14 protein-coding genes are annotated in these 18,249 nt (G+C 59.5%); 6 read left to right on the forward strand and 8 right to left on the reverse strand.

Annotated elements, in window-relative coordinates; genetic code table 11:
* Positions 1 to 137 precede the first annotated feature (137 nt).
* A complete protein-coding gene (locus tag AC1DCP_RS21575; RefSeq protein WP_003514082.1) occupies positions 138 to 2,021 on the reverse strand; it encodes an MFS transporter in 1,884 nt (627 codons plus the stop codon).
* Positions 2,022 to 2,529: 508 nt separating this feature from the next.
* On the opposite strand from AC1DCP_RS21575, the gene AC1DCP_RS21580 reads away from it, so the two are divergent.
* Together AC1DCP_RS21580 and AC1DCP_RS21585 are read left to right on the forward strand one after the other, a co-directional pair.
* On the forward strand, positions 2,530 to 3,564 hold the full coding sequence (locus AC1DCP_RS21580) for an aspartate-semialdehyde dehydrogenase (protein WP_003514078.1): 1,035 nt from the start codon (positions 2,530 to 2,532) through the stop codon (positions 3,562 to 3,564).
* 215 nt (positions 3,565 to 3,779) lie between these two features.
* Complete coding sequence (locus AC1DCP_RS21585) at positions 3,780 to 4,595, forward strand: lytic murein transglycosylase (protein WP_003514072.1); 816 nt, start codon at positions 3,780 to 3,782, stop codon at positions 4,593 to 4,595.
* A 168-nt stretch (positions 4,596 to 4,763) separates the two neighbouring features.
* Here AC1DCP_RS21585 and AC1DCP_RS21590 read toward each other — a convergent pair whose 3' ends face one another.
* Positions 4,764 to 5,405, reverse strand: a complete 642-nt coding sequence (locus tag AC1DCP_RS21590; protein WP_003514071.1) for a carbonic anhydrase — start codon at positions 5,403 to 5,405, stop codon at positions 4,764 to 4,766.
* 74 nt (positions 5,406 to 5,479) lie between these two features.
* On the reverse strand, positions 5,480 to 6,355 hold the full coding sequence (gene pdxY / locus AC1DCP_RS21595; protein WP_025594390.1) for a pyridoxal kinase PdxY: 876 nt from the start codon (positions 6,353 to 6,355) through the stop codon (positions 5,480 to 5,482).
* Between the two features lie 270 nt (positions 6,356 to 6,625).
* Here pdxY and AC1DCP_RS21600 point away from each other — a divergent pair, with 270 nt between their 5' ends.
* Positions 6,626 to 8,086, forward strand: a complete 1,461-nt coding sequence (locus AC1DCP_RS21600) for a phospholipase D-like domain-containing protein (RefSeq protein WP_025594389.1) — start codon at positions 6,626 to 6,628, stop codon at positions 8,084 to 8,086.
* Between the two features lie 59 nt (positions 8,087 to 8,145).
* On the forward strand, positions 8,146 to 8,991 hold the full coding sequence (locus tag AC1DCP_RS21605; RefSeq protein WP_013636769.1) for an endonuclease/exonuclease/phosphatase family protein: 846 nt from the start codon (positions 8,146 to 8,148) through the stop codon (positions 8,989 to 8,991).
* Positions 8,992 to 9,023: 32 nt separating this feature from the next.
* Here AC1DCP_RS21605 and AC1DCP_RS21610 read toward each other — a convergent pair whose 3' ends face one another.
* The 4 genes from AC1DCP_RS21610 to AC1DCP_RS21625 form a co-directional block, all read right to left on the reverse strand.
* Positions 9,024 to 9,227: a hypothetical protein gene (locus AC1DCP_RS21610; RefSeq protein WP_003514064.1), complete on the reverse strand. Its 204-nt coding sequence runs from the start codon at positions 9,225 to 9,227 to the stop codon at positions 9,024 to 9,026.
* A gap of 288 nt (positions 9,228 to 9,515) precedes the next feature.
* The gene (locus AC1DCP_RS21615) at positions 9,516 to 12,710 is read right to left on the reverse strand and encodes an efflux RND transporter permease subunit (protein WP_476774617.1); all 3,195 of its coding nucleotides are present in this window, start codon (positions 12,708 to 12,710) and stop codon (positions 9,516 to 9,518) included.
* A 114-nt stretch (positions 12,711 to 12,824) separates the two neighbouring features.
* Positions 12,825 to 14,015, reverse strand: coding sequence for an efflux RND transporter periplasmic adaptor subunit (locus AC1DCP_RS21620; RefSeq protein WP_065687498.1), 1,191 nt, complete (start codon positions 14,013 to 14,015; stop codon positions 12,825 to 12,827).
* Between the two features lie 116 nt (positions 14,016 to 14,131).
* The gene (locus AC1DCP_RS21625) at positions 14,132 to 14,929 is read right to left on the reverse strand and encodes an alpha/beta hydrolase fold domain-containing protein (RefSeq protein ID WP_013636765.1); all 798 of its coding nucleotides are present in this window, start codon (positions 14,927 to 14,929) and stop codon (positions 14,132 to 14,134) included.
* A gap of 134 nt (positions 14,930 to 15,063) precedes the next feature.
* Here AC1DCP_RS21625 and AC1DCP_RS21630 point away from each other — a divergent pair, with 134 nt between their 5' ends.
* Positions 15,064 to 15,963, forward strand: a complete 900-nt coding sequence (locus AC1DCP_RS21630) for a LysR family transcriptional regulator (protein WP_003514057.1) — start codon at positions 15,064 to 15,066, stop codon at positions 15,961 to 15,963.
* A 9-nt stretch (positions 15,964 to 15,972) separates the two neighbouring features.
* Here the strand turns inward: AC1DCP_RS21630 and AC1DCP_RS21635 are convergent, their stop codons facing one another.
* Positions 15,973 to 16,872, reverse strand: a complete 900-nt coding sequence (locus AC1DCP_RS21635; protein ID WP_013636764.1) for a LysR family transcriptional regulator — start codon at positions 16,870 to 16,872, stop codon at positions 15,973 to 15,975.
* Between the two features lie 162 nt (positions 16,873 to 17,034).
* On the opposite strand from AC1DCP_RS21635, the gene AC1DCP_RS21640 reads away from it, so the two are divergent.
* Complete coding sequence (locus AC1DCP_RS21640; protein WP_065687499.1) at positions 17,035 to 18,216, forward strand: MFS transporter; 1,182 nt, start codon at positions 17,035 to 17,037, stop codon at positions 18,214 to 18,216.
* The last annotated feature ends 33 nt before the right edge of the window (positions 18,217 to 18,249 follow it).

Genomic DNA, 18,249 nt, shown 5'->3' on the forward strand with positions numbered 1-18,249 from the left:
TTTTGTCTTGTTTTTGGCGGTTTCTACCTGCGGCGGATTGACAGCCTGCGAAAGGCCAGTTCGGGCACTGGCGGTACTGCGGCAATAAAAAACCCGGCGCGTCAGCGCCGGGTTTCTATCGTCGGGAGCGAAACCGCTCACTCCATGGTGTGGATGTCGCGATCCTTGGTTTCCGGCAGGAACAGCAGGCCGATGACCAGTGTGATGCCTGCGAAAACGATCGGGTACCAGAGGCCGTAATAGATATCGCCCTTCGCCGCACTCATCGCAAAAGCGGTGGCGGGCAGAAGGCCGCCGAACCAGCCGTTGCCGATATGGTAGGGCAGCGACATGCCGGAGTAGCGGATGCGGGTCGGGAACAGTTCGACCAGCAGTGCCGCAATCGGGCCGTAGACCATCGTCACGTATATCACGAGGACGGTCAGGACCGCGATGATGACGACCCAGTTCACGGCAGCCGGATCGGCGACCATGGCGAAGGTACCACCACCGGCAATGCTGTAGACGGCCATTTCCGCCGCTCCGGCGGTCTCGGCCGGCGTCAGCAACTTGTCTGCCACCAGCTTGTCGGTCGCCACCATCTTCTTGTCGGCTGCGCGAACGGCTTCCGCATTGAGGTTGAGTTCCGGGTTGGCGGCAATGAAGGCATCCAGTTTTGCGTCCGGCACCTGTGCTACGCCGCGCACCAGCGGGTAGCCGCCGTCATGCAGCGCGATGTTGACCTGTTTCTGGAAGGCCCTGTCTTTTGCGGCAGCATCCGCGCCGGCTGCGATGGCGTCGTAGCTCGCAATGGTGGCGTCGCCGATCTTGACGCTTGCCGGCGTTCCAGCCGCTCCAGCAACGACGTCATAGGGAACGGAGTTGCGTGTCAGGAACGAGGTGGCGATATCACAGGATGTGGTGAATTTCGCCGTACCTGTCGGGTTGAACTGGAATTTGCAGTCTCCCGGAGCAGCGGTCACGGTGGCGCGAACGCTGGCTTGCGCTTGAGCCAGTGCCGGGTTGCCCGCCCATGTGAGCGCCTTGAACAGCGGGAAGTAGGTCAGCATCGCGAGAACGAGACCCGCCATGATGATCGGCTTGCGGCCGATCTTGTCGGAAAGCCAGCCGAAGAGCACGAAGAAGCCCGTGCCGAGGATGAGGGCCGCCGCGACCATGATGTTGGCCGACTGGCCGTCCACCTTCAGAATGCTCTGCAGGAAGAACAGTGCATAGAACTGGCCCGTATACCAGACGACGGCCTGACCGATGACGGCGCCGACGAGGGCAAGCAGGGCGATCTTTGCGTTTTTCCACTGGCCGAAGGCTTCGCTGAGTGGTGCCTTGGAGGTCTTGCCTTCTTCCTTCATCTTCTTGAAGGCAGGAGATTCGTTCATTTTCAGACGAATCCAGACCGATACGCCAAGCAGCAGAACCGAAACGAGGAAGGGAATACGCCAGCCCCAGGCGGCGAAGGCTTCCTTGCCGAGTGCGAACTGCACGCCGAGAATGACCATCAGCGACAGGAAGAGGCCGAGCGTCGCCGTCGTCTGGATCCATGAGGTGTAATAGCCTCTGCGACCGTTGGGCGCGTGTTCGGCCACATAAGTTGCAGCACCGCCATATTCGCCGCCAAGCGCCAGACCCTGAAGCATGCGCAGGATGATCAGGATGATCGGGGCTGCGATGCCGATCTGCGATGCACCGGGCAGGACGCCGACGAGGAATGTCGAAACGCCCATGATGAGAATGGTGATCAGGAAGGTGTATTTACGGCCGACAATGTCGCCGAGACGCCCGAACACCAGGGCGCCGAAGGGGCGCACGAGGAAGCCGGCGGCAAATGCCAGAAGCGCGAAGATGTTACGTGTCGTTTCCGGATATTGGCTGAAGAAGTTCGCGCCGATATAGATCGCGAGCGAGCCGTACAGATAAAAATCGTACCATTCGAAGACTGTTCCGAGAGAAGAGGCGAAAATCACCTTCTTCTCCTCACCCGTCATGGGACGGGCGGCGCCGCTCACGGCTGCTACGTTTGCCATTGTCTGTCCTCCACAGATGTCAAATGAGCGCATTGCAGAGCCCTGTCTCTCCTCCGGACTCCCCCGTAAGGGTGCAATGCGCGTAATGTTAGAGTGACAGAAAATTAACCCCAATGAGAGCGATGCTTTCGGATTATGACTTTAGTCTAATGCATAACGTGCAAAAATGTCGCGAGGTGGCATTTGCGCTTATGCGCCGGGTCGCTCGCAACGTGCCTTTTTTCTTGACACGAACACCAAACCTTCTAATAGCTTCTCGCGAAGAAGGAGCATCACCTTGCGCAGGCATGTTGCAGACATGATTGTCATGGAAGGACCGGCACAATCCGCCGGCGATGATCCGCGTCTTTCTTATTCTATCCGAATTACGGCCAAAACGACGATTAAAACCGTCTGACGTCTCTGGCCACCGCTCTCTCCCCGGTTTGGCTGGGGATCGAGGAAGCCGCAATGCGATGCGGGTTCCCCACCTCACCCAAAAGAGGAGAGACAGAAAGAGAGCTTGATCATGGGTTTCAAAGTTGCAATTGTAGGCGCCACCGGCAATGTCGGTCGCGAAATGCTCAACATCCTGGCCGAACGTGGTTTTCCGGCAGACGAAGTCGTGCCGCTCGCTTCCTCCCGCTCGCAGGGCACGGAAGTTTCCTATGGCGACCGCACGCTGAAGGTTTCCAACCTCGAAAACTACGATTTTTCCGACACGGATATTTGCCTGATGTCGGCCGGCGGCGAGATTTCCAAGAAGTGGTCGCCGAAGATCGGCCAGCAGGGTTGCGTCGTCATCGATAACTCGTCTGCATGGCGCTACGACCAGGACGTTCCGCTGATCGTTCCGGAAGTCAATGCCGACGCGATCTCGGGCTTCACCCGCAAGAACATCATCGCCAATCCGAATTGCTCCACGGCCCAGCTCGTTGTCGCGCTGAAGCCGCTGCATGACTTTGCCAAGATCAAGCGCGTCGTTGTCTCCACCTACCAGTCCGTTTCCGGCGCTGGCAAGGAAGGCATGGACGAGCTGTTCCAGCAGACACGCGCCGTCTTCGTGGCCGATCCGGTCGAAACGAAGAAGTTCACCAAGCGCATCGCCTTCAACGTCATCCCGCATATCGACGTCTTCATGGAAGACGGCTATACCAAGGAAGAATGGAAGGTTCTGGCCGAAACCAAGAAGATGCTCGATCCGAAGATCAAGGTAACCTGCACGGCCGTGCGCGTTCCTGTTTTCATCGGTCATTCGGAATCGGTCAACATCGAGTTCGAAAACGAGATCACCGCCGATCAGGCGCGTGATATCCTGCGCGAAGCGCCGGGTTGCCTCGTGATCGACAAGCATGAAGATGGCGGCTACATCACCCCGGTTGAATCCGCCGGCGAGGATGCGACCTATATTTCGCGTATCCGTGAGGATGCGACGGTTGAAAACGGCCTCAACATCTGGGTTGTTTCGGACAATCTGCGCAAGGGCGCTGCCCTCAATGCCATCCAGATCGCCGAACTCCTGGTCAATCGTGGTCTCATCAAGCCCCGCAAGGCGGCGGCTTGATACGATTTTTTAAGGTTCGTTAAGTATAACCCGTCTGTTCTGTGTGGGGCAGGCGGGTTTTCCAATTGGCTATCATCACGGCCAGTTTATTTGCAGGCCTTGCTGCCAAAAGGCAATTTAGGCGGCCAAAAAGCAATTTGGCACCCGAGCCCATACAGCAGCGACGTTTTGGTTCTCGGGATAAATTCCCCAAAGGATATCGAAGGCAGATTTTGATGCGGGCAATGAAGGCAATTCTGGCTGGTGTGGCCATGGTCTCGGTTTTGGCGGCGACGCCGGTTGTGGCTGCGCAATGCGGCAACACTTCGGCAGGGTTCGACGCCTGGGTCGGTGCCTTCAAGCAGGAAGCGGCGAGCCGCGGTGTCAGCGCCTCGGTGCTTGATCGTGCCTTCTCCGGCGTCTCCTACAATCAGCCGACCATCCGCGCCGATCGCGGCCAGCACAGCTTCAAGCTGTCCTTCGACCAGTTCATGCAGAAGCGTGGCGGCCAGACGATCATCTCGCGCGGCAAGACCATGAAGAAGAACAATGCGGCTCTCTTCGCCTCGATTGAAAAGGCCTATGGTGTGCCGGCCGGCCCGCTGCTCGCCATCTGGGGCATGGAAACCGGATTTGGCGGCTTCATGGGCAACCAGCACACGCTGTCCGCCGTGGCGACGCTTTCTTTCGACTGCCGCCGTTCGGATTATTTTACCGAGCAGCTTTATGCGGCCCTGAAGCTCGTCGGCAGCGGATCGCTGAACGTTAACGCCAAGGGTGCTGCCCATGGCGAAATCGGCCAGACGCAGTTCCTGCCGTTGAACGTTGTGCGCTACGGCGTGGATTTCGACCGCGACGGACGCATCGATCTCGTCGGTTCGCGCGCCGATGCGCTGGCCTCCACCGCCAACTTCCTTGTCGGCCACGGCTGGCAGCGCGGTGCGGGTTATCAGCAGGGGCAGACGAATTACGCGGCCATTCAGGGCTGGAACGCTGCAAGCGTTTATCAGCAGGCGATTGCGTTTATCGGCAAGGCGATTGACGGCCAATAAGGCCGCTTTCTCCCAATTGGAACGTCCACTTCCGTGATGCCGGACTAGTTCCGGCATCCAGTCACGGCGCGTCTGCGCCGTGAAAACAATCCTAAGCAATCAAAGACTTGATCGCACTTGGCCCCGGATCACGTCCGGGGTGACGAAGCTTTGAGAAGGTTTCGACAATCACAGGTCCGGGCGGCGAAAGTCGCCCGTTTTGCCGTCCATCACCCACAATTCGCCGGTCGAGATATCGAACCAGGCGCCATGCAGCTTCACCTTGCCGGCGGTTTCCTGCGCCTTGACGAAGGGGAAGCCGCGCAGGTTGGCGATGGAGTTGCGAATGGAAACGCGCTCCAGCGCCGTCTGGCGCTCGGAGGCGGTCATGACGTCGTTGCTCTGGATCTGCTCGGCGGCGGATTTCACCATGTTCATCCACTTGCCGATGAAGTCGCCGGGTGACAGAGGTTCAAGATTGGGGTCGAGTGCGGCCTGAATGCCGCCGCAGCGGCCATGGCCCATGACGACGATGTCCTTCACCTTCAGAACCTGCACGGCATATTCGATGGCGGCTGATGTGGCGTGGTACTGACCGTCAGGCTCAAAGGGCGGCACCATGTTGGCGACGTTCCGCACGACGAAAAGTTCTCCCGGTCCGCAGTCGAAAATCGTTTCCGGCGCCGAACGGGAGTCACAACAGGCAATGAACAGGGTCTGCGGTTTCTGTCCGGTATCAGCCAGAACGCGGTATCTTTCGCGCTCGTCGGCATAGCGGCCGCTCATGAAGTTCTTGTAGCCGTTGAGAAGGTTTTCCGGAAAATCTTTCATCTATCGCAGTACCGTTGTGCTTGGACCAAGATCAAGAGAAGAACTCGGTGCGTTGAAGACCAATCCTTTAGCCGCTATTTGCGCTTGCTGCGCGAAGGATGCAAGAGATGGCGCATCTGCACCATCGCCATGGGTGTGGAGAGACTTGAAGAATCCGTCTCCAGCGTCAATTCGTTCATGTCGCGTTTTTTGGTTCGCGCCAGAATTTCGAACACGCTGGCGGTGGCCAGTTGCAGCGCCTTCTCGTCGTCCATGCCTTCCAGCAGCCGGGCAAGGAACAGTGCCGCCATCAGGTCTCCGAGACCGTTCGGTGCGTCTTCTATGGCGCGGTGTTCCGCCATCAGCGCGTGCCGGCCGCTCAAATAGAGATTTCCCGTGCCGCCCGCCATCATCGACACGGCTGAGGTGACCAGCATTTTCGGCGGGCCGAGTGCGAGCGCGGCATCCATGATGGCATTGTTGGTCTCAAGCTCGGCACCGCTCATCCAGGCCAGTTCATAACGGTTTGGCGTGGCGACGGTGGCAAGCGGAATGAGGTGATCGCGGATGGCTTCGGCAGTCTCAAGGGGAATGTATAGTCCGCCCAGATCGCCCATGACCGGGTCACAGGCATAAATCAGCGACGGGTTCTTTTCCTTGAGATTGCGGATCAGCCTTGCGACGGAGCGCACCTGCGCCGCGCCGCCGAAATAACCGGTCAGTACGGCTTTGACCTCGCCGATCCATTTGGCGTTTTCGAGGTCGGTCATGGCCTTGTCGAAGTCGTCGTCCTGAAAGCGCATCCGGGTGGACGGGCCATGGCCGGGGTGCCAGGGCAAAACGATTGTGGGCACCGCCCATACCGGATAGCCAAGGGTCTCCAGCGCGAAGACTGCGGCACGGTTGCCGACCGATCCACGCATGACGTGGCTGGAAATGACGATGACGGCGCCCTGGGTATTTTCCTGCATCACGGCCTTCTTGCTTTCAAACGCCACAGAAGCCCGCAAGTGCCCCTGCTCACAGATCAAGATGCGCTCTCATGACATATCGCATCGTCACTTTCCACCGTTAATCCCGCAAGGGTCTATCCCGTAAAACGATGGGCGTCCGGTCTTCTTGGCCTTTCCGGTGCCGGTCCGGTATTGCGGTATCGGCGAACTGCCCTACCTTTTTGTTTACGCATCGGGTTTTCCCAAAACCGCGGTACACTTTTCGGCACGATGCCCTATAGTTGCATCATGCTCGATCTCGTCATCGCCTATTGGCCTCATATCCTTGCCGCTCTTTCCATTTTGATGGGAACCGTGGCGGCCGTACATGCCACGATGACGAAGGAAGAGGTCCGCTCCGCGCTTGGCTGGGTGGGCGTCATCGTTCTGTCGCCGATCGTCGGTGCAGTCATTTATGCGATTGCCGGCATCAACCGGATTCGCCGGTCCAGCATCAGGCAGCAGCGGTCTTTCATGCAGGACGAGATCATGGATCGCGTGGCGCGCCTGGATGCGAGCGGCGAGGTGATTGCCGCGCGGTTCGGACGCCGTTTCGAGGCGATGAAGACGCTCGGCGATCGGGTTACGCGCCACGCACTGACGACCGGTAACCGCATCGAGCCGCTTGTCACCGGCGACGCAGCCTATGCCGCCATGCTGGAGGCGATAGGCGAGGCGAAGCGGTCGATCATCCTCGAAACATATATTTTCGACAATGACAGGATCGGCGCCCGTTTTGTCGCCGCGCTGGAAAGGGCGAAGTTCCGGGGCGTGGAGGTGCGGGTGCTGGTGGATGCCGTGGGCGCGCGCTATTCCGTGCCGAGCATCCTGCCGACGCTCCGGGAAAAAGGCATCGTTGCCGATGTATTCAACGGCAATGTCATCATGGGGCTGCGGCTGCCCTATGCGAATTTGCGCACCCACCGCAAGATCCTCGTGGTGGACGGGCGCCTCGCCTTTAGCGGCGGCATGAATATCCGCGAGGGCTTCACCCTTGAATTCGGCGGCGAAAAACAGGCGCACGACACACATTTCAAGATCAGCGGACCGGTAGTCTCTGATTTTTTCTCCATTGCGGCGGAGGACTGGAGGTTCACGACGGGGGAGCTTCTGCACACGCCGGTCTGGGATATCGCCATTCCCGATGGTGTGCCGGGTTCACAGATCGTCGCCCGCGTTTCCTCCTCGGGGCCGGATAAGAGCATAGAGACCAATCACAAGATGCTGATGGGGGCGTTTTCCGTCGCCCGCTCCTCCATTCTCGTCATGTCGCCCTATTTTCTCCCCGATCGGGAGCTTATTTCAGCGCTCATTACCGCAGCGAGGCGGGGAGTCGTGGTGGATATCATCGTGCCGCAAAGCAACAATCTGGTGCTTGTGGACAGGGCGATGACGGCGCAATTCGACCAGATGTTGAAGAATTACTGCCGCATCTGGCGGGCGACAGGGCCCTTCAATCATTCCAAGCTTCTGGTGATCGACGAGCGCTGGAGCTACATCGGTTCTTCCAACCTGGACCCTCGTTCATTGCGGCTGAACTTCGAAGTTGATCTGGAAGTTATGGATGAGGAATTCGCCGCGACCATCGGAAACCGCATCCGGGAAGCACGGGCAACCGCTTTACCCGTGCGACTGAGCGAACTGAATGCGCGGCCATTCGTTGTCCGTTTTGTGGAGCGCGTCCTGTGGCTCGCTTCGCCGTATCTTTAGAGCGCCATACGTCGGAAACGCTCTAGAACTTTTAATTTGCGCATCGGAGGCGTCGCAGCGTGAAGAAAAACAGTTTGCTGGAGCGTGGAAAAACGGCACTGGCGAAAAACAGCAGCCTGCCCGCCTTCGTCATGCAGTCACTGCGCGACCGCCACCAACGGAAGAATGCCGGGCAGGTGGAGAGAGATCACTCCTTCCCGGTCATCGCGTCTTACAACGTCCATAAATGCGTCGGCCGCGACCGCAGGTTCGATCCTGATCGTACCAGCCGCGTCATTCAGGAAATCGGCGCGGATATCATCGCGCTACAGGAGGCGGACAGCCGTTTCGGCGAGCGCACGGGCCTGCTCGATCTTGCCCGGCTGGAGCGGGAAAGCGGGCTTGTCCCCGTGCCTGTTCTGGCGGGTGTGAAGGCGCATGGATGGCACGGTAATGTCCTGTTGTTCAAGGAAGGTGCGGTGCGGGATGTTCATACGCTGAAATTGCCGGGGCTGGAGCCGCGCGGCGCGCTGGTGGTGGAACTGGATTTGAAAAGCGGTGGCGCACTGCGAATAATCGCCGCGCATTTCGGTCTTTTGAGGCATTCCCGTGCCCAGCAGGCAAAGGCGCTTATCGGTCTTCTGGAAGCGCGAAACGAATGCGCGACCATCCTCATGGGAGACCTGAACGAATGGCGTCTCGGCAATGGCTCGTCGCTCAATACTCTGAGGGATGCATTCGGCGCCCTGCCGCCAGCAGTGCCCAGTTTTCCATCCAACCTGCCGGTGCTTGCGCTCGACAGGATCATCGCCAACCGCGAAGGGCTGATCGAGCAGGTGGAAGCGCATGACAGTGCGCTGGCGCGCATTGCCTCGGACCACCTGCCGCTGAAAGCCGCGATAAGGACCGATCTGCTTCCAACCTGATCCTGTGGCAGCATCGGATACGGCGACAGACTTCAGAGCCGCTGCGCTACCGTCAGATGGCTGCGCGAACGGGCCTCCAGCAGCGATGTGCGGATGGCTTCCATCAGCCGTTCACGGTTGTTTCTGGTCTTGCATCTGTCCAGATTCTGCGCGGCAAGCGCCAGATCGAGACCTTCATGCATTACTATCGAATAGGCAATGGTTGTCGCCCAGTTCTCGTATTCCTGCTCCATCATGTCACCCCTGAACTAAATCATTTAGCCCGAATCACCCTGTTCTTGAAATTACCACAAAATGGAAAGCATAAAATAGCATTGTTCCTTTACGTATCTGCTGCCTTATGCGGATATAGTGTATTCGTTATTTCTTTATTGCGGCGCAACATGTATGTGCTTGCTGCTTAAGTCATTGAAACAGATTCTGTTTCAGGCGATGCACATGGACGTTCCCACCAACAAAAACGCCGCGCATCGTGAGATGCGCGGCGGGCTTTCGTCGAAGTTTGCGGTGGATTGGATCAGGTCTCAGCCGGACTTTTCGAGCTTGTAGTCCGAATTGGCAGGTTCTTCCTGTTTGTGCTGGATGAGAGGACGGTTACCCGACAGCTTGCGCACCAGCACGTAGAATACCGGTGTCATGAAGATGCCGAAGAACGTCACCCCGATCATGCCGGAGAACACTGCGACACCCATGGCCGCGCGCATTTCCGCACCCGCACCGGTGGAGATGACCAGAGGCACCACGCCCATGATGAAGGCGAGTGAGGTCATCAGGATCGGGCGGAGGCGCAGGCGACTTGCCTCGACTGCGGCCTGAAGCGGCGTTCGTCCTTCGAATTCCAGCTCGCGGGCGAATTCCACGATCAGGATCGCGTTCTTCGCCGATAGTCCGACAAGGACGACAAGGCCGATCTGCGTAAAGATGTTGTTGTCCCCTCCCGTCAGCCAGACGCCTGTCAATGCGGCGAGAACGCCGAKCGGAACGATCAGAATGATCGCGATCGGCAGGGTCAGGCTTTCATATTGCGCAGCCAATACGAGATAGACGAGCAGCAGCGCCAGCGGGAAGACCACGAGGCTGGAATTACCGGCAAGGATCTGCTGGTAAGTCAGGTCCGTCCATTCGTATTCGATCCCGGCCGGCAGGTTTTCGGCAAGGATTTTCTCGATCGCTGCCTGCGCCTGTCCAGAGGAGAAGCCCGGTGCCGGACCGCCGTTGATATCGGCTGCAAGGAAGCCGTTATAACGGTTTGTGCGCTCCGGTCCTGTTGTTGCATCTACCTTCAACAGCGTGGAAAGCGGGATCATCTGACCGGTGGACGAGCGAACCTTCAGGCGGCCGATATCTTCGGCATGGGCGCGGAATTGCGCATCTGCCTGCACACGCACGCTGTATGTCCGCCCGAAGGCGTTGAAGTCGTTGACATAAAGCGAGCCCAGATAGATCTGCAGCGTCTGGAAGACGTCGCTGACCGAAACACCCAGCTGCTCGGCCTTGGCGCGGTCGAGATCGGCGAAGAGCTGCGGCACGTTGATCTGGAAGCTGGAGAAGATGCCTGCCAGTTCCGGTGTCTGGTATGCCTTGGCGATGACCGCCTTGGCCGCTTCGTCAAGCGTCTGGTAGCCGTAACCGGCACGGTCCTCGATCTGCAGCTTGAAGCCGCCCGTCTGGCCGAGACCGTTAACCGGCGGCGGCGGGAACATGGCGATGAAGGCATCCTGAATGCCGGCAAACTTCTGGTTCAGCTGCATTGCGATGGCGCCGCCTGACAGTTCCGGCGTCTTGCGGTTTTCGAAGTCGTCGAGAACTGCAAAGACGATGCCGGAATTGGAGCCGATGGTGAAGCCGTTGATCGACAGGCCGGGGAAGGCAATGGCGTGGCTGACGCCCGGCTGTTGCATGGCGATATCGCTCATCCGCTTGATGACGCTTTCCGTCCGGTCAAGCGTTGCGCCGTCCGGAAGCTGGGCGAAGCCGATGAGATATTGCTTGTCCTGCGCCGGTACGAACCCGCTTGGGACCGCGCTGAACATGCCGTAGGTGGCAGCCACCAGCGCCATATAGACGATCATGACGAGGCTTTTGCGCGTTACCAGCCCGCCTACGGTTTTGCCGTAACCGTTGGAGGCGGCGCCGAAGGCGCGGTTGAAGCCACGGAAGAACCAGCCGAAAATCCGGTCCATGAAGCGGGTCAGCCAGTCTTTCGGTGCGTCGTGCTCTTTCAGCAGCAGGGCTGCAAGAGCGGGTGACAGCGTCAGGGAATTGATCGCCGAAATGACGGTCGAAATCGCGATCGTCAGCGCGAACTGCCGGTAGAACTGGCCGGAAAGGCCGGAGATAAAGGCTAGTGGGACGAAAACGGCGACCAGCACAAGCGCGATTGCTATGATCGGCCCGGAGACTTCGCGCATCGCCTTGTAGGTGGCATCACGCGGAGAAAGCCCGTTTTCGATGTTTCGCTCGACGTTTTCCACCACCACGATGGCGTCATCCACCACGATGCCGATGGCCAGCACGAGGCCGAACAGGGTCAACGCGTTAATGGAGAAACCGAAGGCATACATGACGGCGAAGGTGCCGATGATCGACACCGGAACGGCGATCAGCGGAATGATCGAGGCGCGCCAGGTCTGGAGGAACAGGATGACCACCAGTACCACGAGGCCAACGGCCTCGAGGAGTGTATCAACGACCTTTTCGATGGACGAGCGAACGAACTTCGTCGTGTCGTAGACGATTTCATATTTCACGCCATCAGGCATCGCCAGTTGCAGATTGTCCATTGTCGCGCGGACATTGTCGGCGATTTCGATGGAGTTGGAGCCGGGAGCCTGCAATACGGCGATCGCCACGGCGGGTTCGCCGTCGAGCAGCGAGCGCAGCGTATAGTCGGCAGCGCCGAGTTCGATGCGGGCGACGTCGCGAAGACGGGTGATCTGGCCGTTCGCGCCGCTCTTGACGATGATGTTGCCGAATTCCTCCGGAGTCGTCAGACGGCCCTGGGCATTGACGTTGAGCTGCAGGTCGACGCCGTTGGGGCTTGGCGATGCGCCGATAACGCCGGCTGCGGCCTGGACGTTCTGCTGACGGATGGCGTCGGATACGTCGCTGGCGGCGAGATCGTGTTCGGCCACCTTTTGCGGATCCAGCCAGACGCGCATGGAATAGTCACCCGCGCCGAAGACCTGCACCTGACCCACGCCTTCGATACGGGCGAGGCGATCCTTGACGTTCAGCGTCGCATAGTTGCGCAGATAGGTGATGTCATAGGCATCGGTCTTCGACACGAGATTGACGACCATGATGAAGTCGGGCGAGCTTTTGACGGTGGTGATGCCGAGTGCGCGCACTTCCGCGGGCAGGCGCGGTTCGGCCTGCGACACGCGGTTCTGCACCAGCTGCTGCGCCTTGTCCGGGTCGGTGCCCAGCTTGAACGTGACGGTCAGCGTCAGCACGCCGTCCGATGTCGCCTGGCTGCCCATATAGAGCATGTCCTCGACGCCGTTGATCTGTTCTTCAAGCGGCGTGGCGACTGTTTCAGCGATGACGGCAGGGTTCGCACCGGGATAGGTGGCGCGGACGACGACGGATGGCGGCACGACTTCCGGATATTCGGAAATCGGCAGGGCGCGCATGCCGAGAAGGCCTGCGACCACGATCAGGATCGACAGCACGCCGGCGAAGACCGGCCTGTCGACAAAAAATCTGGAAATATTCATATCCAGTCCCCTCTCCGGGTAGATTTGGAAATGCAAGGACCGTTCCGGCGGCATCATGGCCGCCGGTGAGGGCCGGTTCTTTGTGAAATGCGTCTCGCCGGAGGCGGGACGGCGTTATTGCGAGGCGGCGACCTTGTCTTCCGCCTGCGGTGCGATGGTTGCACCGGGGCGAATGCGCTGCAGGCCGTTGACGACGATCGTATCGCCGGCGGCAAGGCCGCTGTCGATGATGCGCTGGCCGTCAGCCGGTGCGCCGGGCTTGATCTGGCGGTAGCTCACCTTGTTTTCGGCATCGACGACAAAGACGAACCGCTTGTCCTGATCCGTGCCGATGGCGCGGTCGCTGATGACTATCCGGTTTTCCGGCTTCGGTTCACCCATGCGCACCCGCACGAACTGGCCGGGAATGAGCCTGCCATCAGGATTTTCGAAGACCGCACGCACACCAATGGTGCCGCTGGCGGAATCGACCTGGTTGTCGATGAGGTGCAGGGTGCCCTTGATCGGCGTGCCTTCATCCGAAAGCGTTCCGATTTCCACCGGGATCTGTTCGAGCGCGGGCAGGGCGTCGGTCGTCTTCGGCAGCTCGGAAAGCGCTTTCGCTACCGTTCCTTCGCTGGCGTTGAAGCTGGCATAGATCGGGTTGACCGAAACCAGCGTCGTCAGGGCAGGCGATGTCGAGCCGGCGGCAACGAGGTTGCCGGCGGTGATTTCGATGCGGCCTACCCTGCCGGAAACCGGTGCAACGATTTCGGTGTAACCAAGATCGAGCTGAGCCGTCGTCAGCGTCGCGCGGGCGGCGCGAAGCTGGGCTTCGGCATCCGCAAACGAGCTTTGCCGCTGGTCGAGATCGCTCTGGGAGATCGTGCGATTGTCGGAAAGCCTGCGGCCACGGTCGAGTTCCGTCTTGGCAAGGCTGACCTTGGCTTCGGCGGAGGCGACCTGGGCTTCAGCACCTGCAACGGCTGCCTGATAGGGGGCCGGATCGATGGTGAAGAGGGGGTCGCCTTCCTTCACCAGCGCGCCTTCGCGGAAATGCACGGCCTTGATCTGGCCAGCGACGCGGGAGCGGATCTGCACGCGGTCGACGGCTTCGAGACGGCCGGAAAATTCTTCCCAGCGCATCACATCGCGGCTTTCCACCTTGGCGACGGTGACTGGGATAGCCGGCGTTTCGGCCGGGGCGGAAGCTGCCGTCGCATCACGGCTGGTGGGCAGGTCGAAAATGAGTGCTGCGGCTGCAACGGACATAGCAAGCCCGATACCGGCGCCCGTCAGGGCCCGGCGCTTTGTGGTCAGCGTCATGGGTCTCTCCTTGGCTCGGATCAGGAGCCGGTCAGTTTCTCTATCTGTGTGTTTTGTCGCATGGTCCGGGCGTAAAACCGCTACGCACTTTTACTGGACATGCTCAAAATGCGATTTCAGTGTTTTATCTGGTCAACGAAGGTCTTGAACTCCGAACAGACGGATGGAACCCATCCGCCGCCCTTTCCTTGATAAAGCCCCGTCCAGCCAATACCGGCGGGGAAAACATGCTGCCGGACGCTGACACCGGAGGCGATGAGCCTGTCGGCATAACCGACCGTTTCGTCGCGCAGAGGGTCGTCCTCGGCGGTAAAGATCAGCGCCGGCGCCACCCGGTTCAGCCGCGTACACTGGCAGGGCGCGGCATAGGGGTGAAAAAACCCGCAGGCCTTGGCAAGGTAATGGCTCCAGCCATCCGCCCAGCGCTGGCGCATGCCGATCCTGTCCGCATCGCGGAAGGATTCCGTCGTCATCATCGGGTCGATCATGGGCGACAGAAGTATTTGACCGGCAAGCTTGCCCGGCATGCGGTCACGCGCCTTCAGCGCAAGCCCAGCCGCCACATTGCCACCAGCCTCTTCGCCGGCCACAAACAGCAGCGATTTTGCGCCGCCATAATGCTTGCGGTCCCGGCTCAGATGATCCAGCGCTTCGAAGGCACAATCGATCACCATCGGAAACTCGTTGCCGGACGACTTGCTATAGTCGGCCTCGACGACGATCGCGCCGCTTTCAGCGAGCGCGCGTGCCACCGGAAGCTCCGGGCAATTGCCGCCCTTTTCAAGAAACGAGCCGCCGCGCAAATAAAGGACCACGGGCGGGTTGGTGCACAGGCCGGCACTTTCATATCGGCGCACGGAAAGCTGGGACGCCGAGCCCCCACAGCCTTCGATATTTTCCCAGTGCGCTTTCATCTGATCCGGTCCCGTGCGCCGCCATCAGCAGCTCACCATATTTGCAAAATCTGAAATTCATATTATTGTTCGGGAGAAAACGATCAAGTACGTCAAAATGAAAACACTATTCCAAAAAAACGGATAATAGCGACATGGATCAGCTTTCCGCCATGCGGGTATTCACTCGCGTCGTCGAAACCGGCAATTTCAGCCGCGCCGCGACCGCGCTGAACATGCCCAAAACCACCGTCACCAACATGGTCCAGGCGCTGGAGGCGCATTTACATACCACGCTTCTCAACCGCACAACGCGGCGGGTGATGCTGACGACGGACGGCGCTCTCTATTATGAGCGGGCCTCGCAGATTCTGTCGGAAATCGAAGAGCTTGATGGCAGCATGTCCAGCGCGCAGGTGCAGCCGTCTGGCCGGTTGCGGGTGGAAATGGCCGGTGTCTTCGCGGACCTCGTGGTTATTCCACATCTTTGCGAATTTTACCAGCGCTATCCGCAAATCCGGCTCGATCTCGGCGTCGGCGACCGTCTGGTCGATTATATCGCGGAGAATGTCGATTGCGCGCTGCGGGTCGGCACGTTGCGGGATCAATCCCTTATAGCGCGCAAGGTCGGCGAGCTGAAATTCGAAACCTTCGCCTCTCCCCTGTACATCGAGAGTTTCGGCATGCCGCAACAGCCGGAAGATCTCGAAAACGGACATCATTCCGTGGGATATTTCAATGCCACCACGGGCCAGATCATGCCGATCTCATTCGACAACGGGCTTCGCAGCGTCGAGATTACGCCCAACTATGTCGTGTCGGTGAATGACAGCCGCACCTATCTCAACGCCGCGCTGGCGGGCATGGGCATGGTGCAGCTGCCCGTTTTCATGGTCAAGGATGCGCTTGCGCGTGGCGAGCTTGTGCCGGTTCTGCCGGAATGGCGGCGCGAACCGATGCCGATCTATGTGGTCTACCCACAGACACGGCACGTCACCAACAAGGTCCGTGTTTTCGTGGACTGGCTGGCGAAGATGGTTCACAGCCTGGTCTGAGGCGGCTAGTCACCGCCCGACCTTTGCCGCGACAAAATCGATAAAGGCGCGTACGCGGGCGGCCAGGTGATCATGTCCGGCATAAACGGCGTGGATCACCTCCATGTCGCCCGGATTGTAATCCTCCAGCACCGGCACGAGCAGACCGGCCTCGATATCCGGCTCGACATGAAACTCTCCGACCCTTCCCAGCCCAAGGCCCGTCAGGCACAGCCGACGCATTGCCATGCCGCTGTTGACCGAGGCATTGCCGGTCACGGGAAGGCGGTAGACTTCCGTCGTGCCTGGATCACGGAAAGGCCATTCGTTGAGGCTGCGACTGAAATTGAAGCTGATGCAATTGTGTTGGGCCAGATCCTGCGGCTTTTCCGGCATGCCATGTTTTTCGATATAGGCAGGGGAGGCGACGATGATCCGTCGGACCTCTTTCAGCTTTCTTGCCTTGAGGGACGAATCCGCCATCCCGCCGGATCGTATCGCAATATCGGTGCGCTCCTCGATCAGGCTGATGACGCCGTCGGTCAGCGAGATATCCAGCTCGATTTCCGGATAAAGAGATAAAAACTCCGGTGCGAGCGGCAGAAGATACCTTTCGCCGAAGCCCAGCGTGGCGTTGACACGCAGTAGCCCCCGCGGCACCACCTTGCCGCCGCCTGCTACGATCTGCTCCGTATCGGCGATGTCGGCCAGAATGCGCCTTGCCCGGGAAAGATAGATTTCCCCCTCCGGCGTCAACGTCACCACGCGGGTGGAGCGAGCGAGAAGGCGGGTGCCGAGGCGGTCTTCAATGCGGGTGACAAGTTTGCTCACCGCCGAGGGTGAAAGCTTGAGCCTGCGCCCGGCTGCGGAAAAACTCCCCAGCTCGGCTGCCGCGACGAAGACTTCCATTTCTCCGGCCCTGTTGTCCATCGCTGCACCGCTTGTGAAATTAATTCAAAGGCCTTTATCCAATCTTGCTGATTATCATGCAAGTCCCCTTCGCCCATATTGCAATCACACAGTTGATCCAAACGGACAGCACCCGCTGTCCATAACGCCCGCGATCCCGCTCCGGGCGAAGAGGTACTCGTCATGCCATTGGCCATATTTGCCTTGACGATCGCTGCTTACGCGATCGGAACCACGGAGTTTGTCATCGTCGGTCTTTTGCCGACGGTCGCCGCAGATCTTCACATTACACTGCCGCTTGCCGGCCTTATCGTCAGCGTTTACGCGCTGGGTGTCACTTTCGGTGCGCCGATCCTGACTGCGCTGACCGGCAAGATCGAAAGAAAGCCGCTGCTGCTGGGTCTGATGGCGCTGTTCGTCGTCGGTAATGTCGCAGCCGCCGTGTCGCCAAGCTATGAGACGCTTCTGGTCGCGCGGGTGCTTTCCGCCTTCGCCCATGGCGTGTTCTTCTCTGTTGGCGCCACCATCGCCGCCGATCTCGTGCCGGAAAACCGCCGTGGCTCGGCGATTGCCATGATGTTCATGGGTCTGACTGTCGCCATCGTCACCGGCGTGCCGATCGGTACCTATATCGGGCAGATTTTCGGCTGGCGCGCCACCTTCTGGGCGGTTGCAGGTCTTGGTGTCATCGCCTTTGCCGGTATCGCGGCCCTGTTGCCGGGAACGCTGAAGAAAGCGCCGCCCGCCAGCCTTCTCGATCAGGTGCGGGTGCTGGGTTCCGGCCGACTACTCATCGTTTTCGCCATGACCGCACTTGGTTACGGCGGCACCTTCGTAGCCTTCACCTTTCTGGCGCCGATCCTTCAGGATGTCACAGGCTTCTCCGAAAAGAGCGTCGGCCTGATCCTTGTGCTCTACGGCATCGCCATTGCCGCCGGTAACATCGGTGGCGGCAAAATCGCCAACCACAATCCGGTCAAGGCGTTGATCGGCCTCTTTCTGGCACAAGCCATCGTGCTGCTGGTCTTTTCCTTCACCGCCGTTTCGCCGATTCCGACCCTGATCACGCTGGTGGCGCTCGGCTTCCTGTCCTTTGCCAACGTTCCCGGCCTGCAGCTTTATGTGGTGCAGCTGGCCAAGGAACACCGCCCCGGCGCTGTCGATGTCGCCTCGGCGCTCAATATCGCCGCCTTCAATCTCGGCATCGCGATTGGTGCGTGGCTTGGCGGTCTGGTGGTGGAATCGCCGATGGGCCTTGCCGCAACCCCGTGGGTCGGCGCCATCCTTGTCGCCATTGCCCTCATTCTCACCCTCTGGAGCAGTGCACTCGACCGGCGCGCCTCGCTCTCGCTGAAGACTGCCTGAGTTTTTCATATAAATCCCGGCCACTGCCTAAGG

The sequence above is a fragment of the Agrobacterium sp. 10T429 genome, from assembly GCF_056393925.1.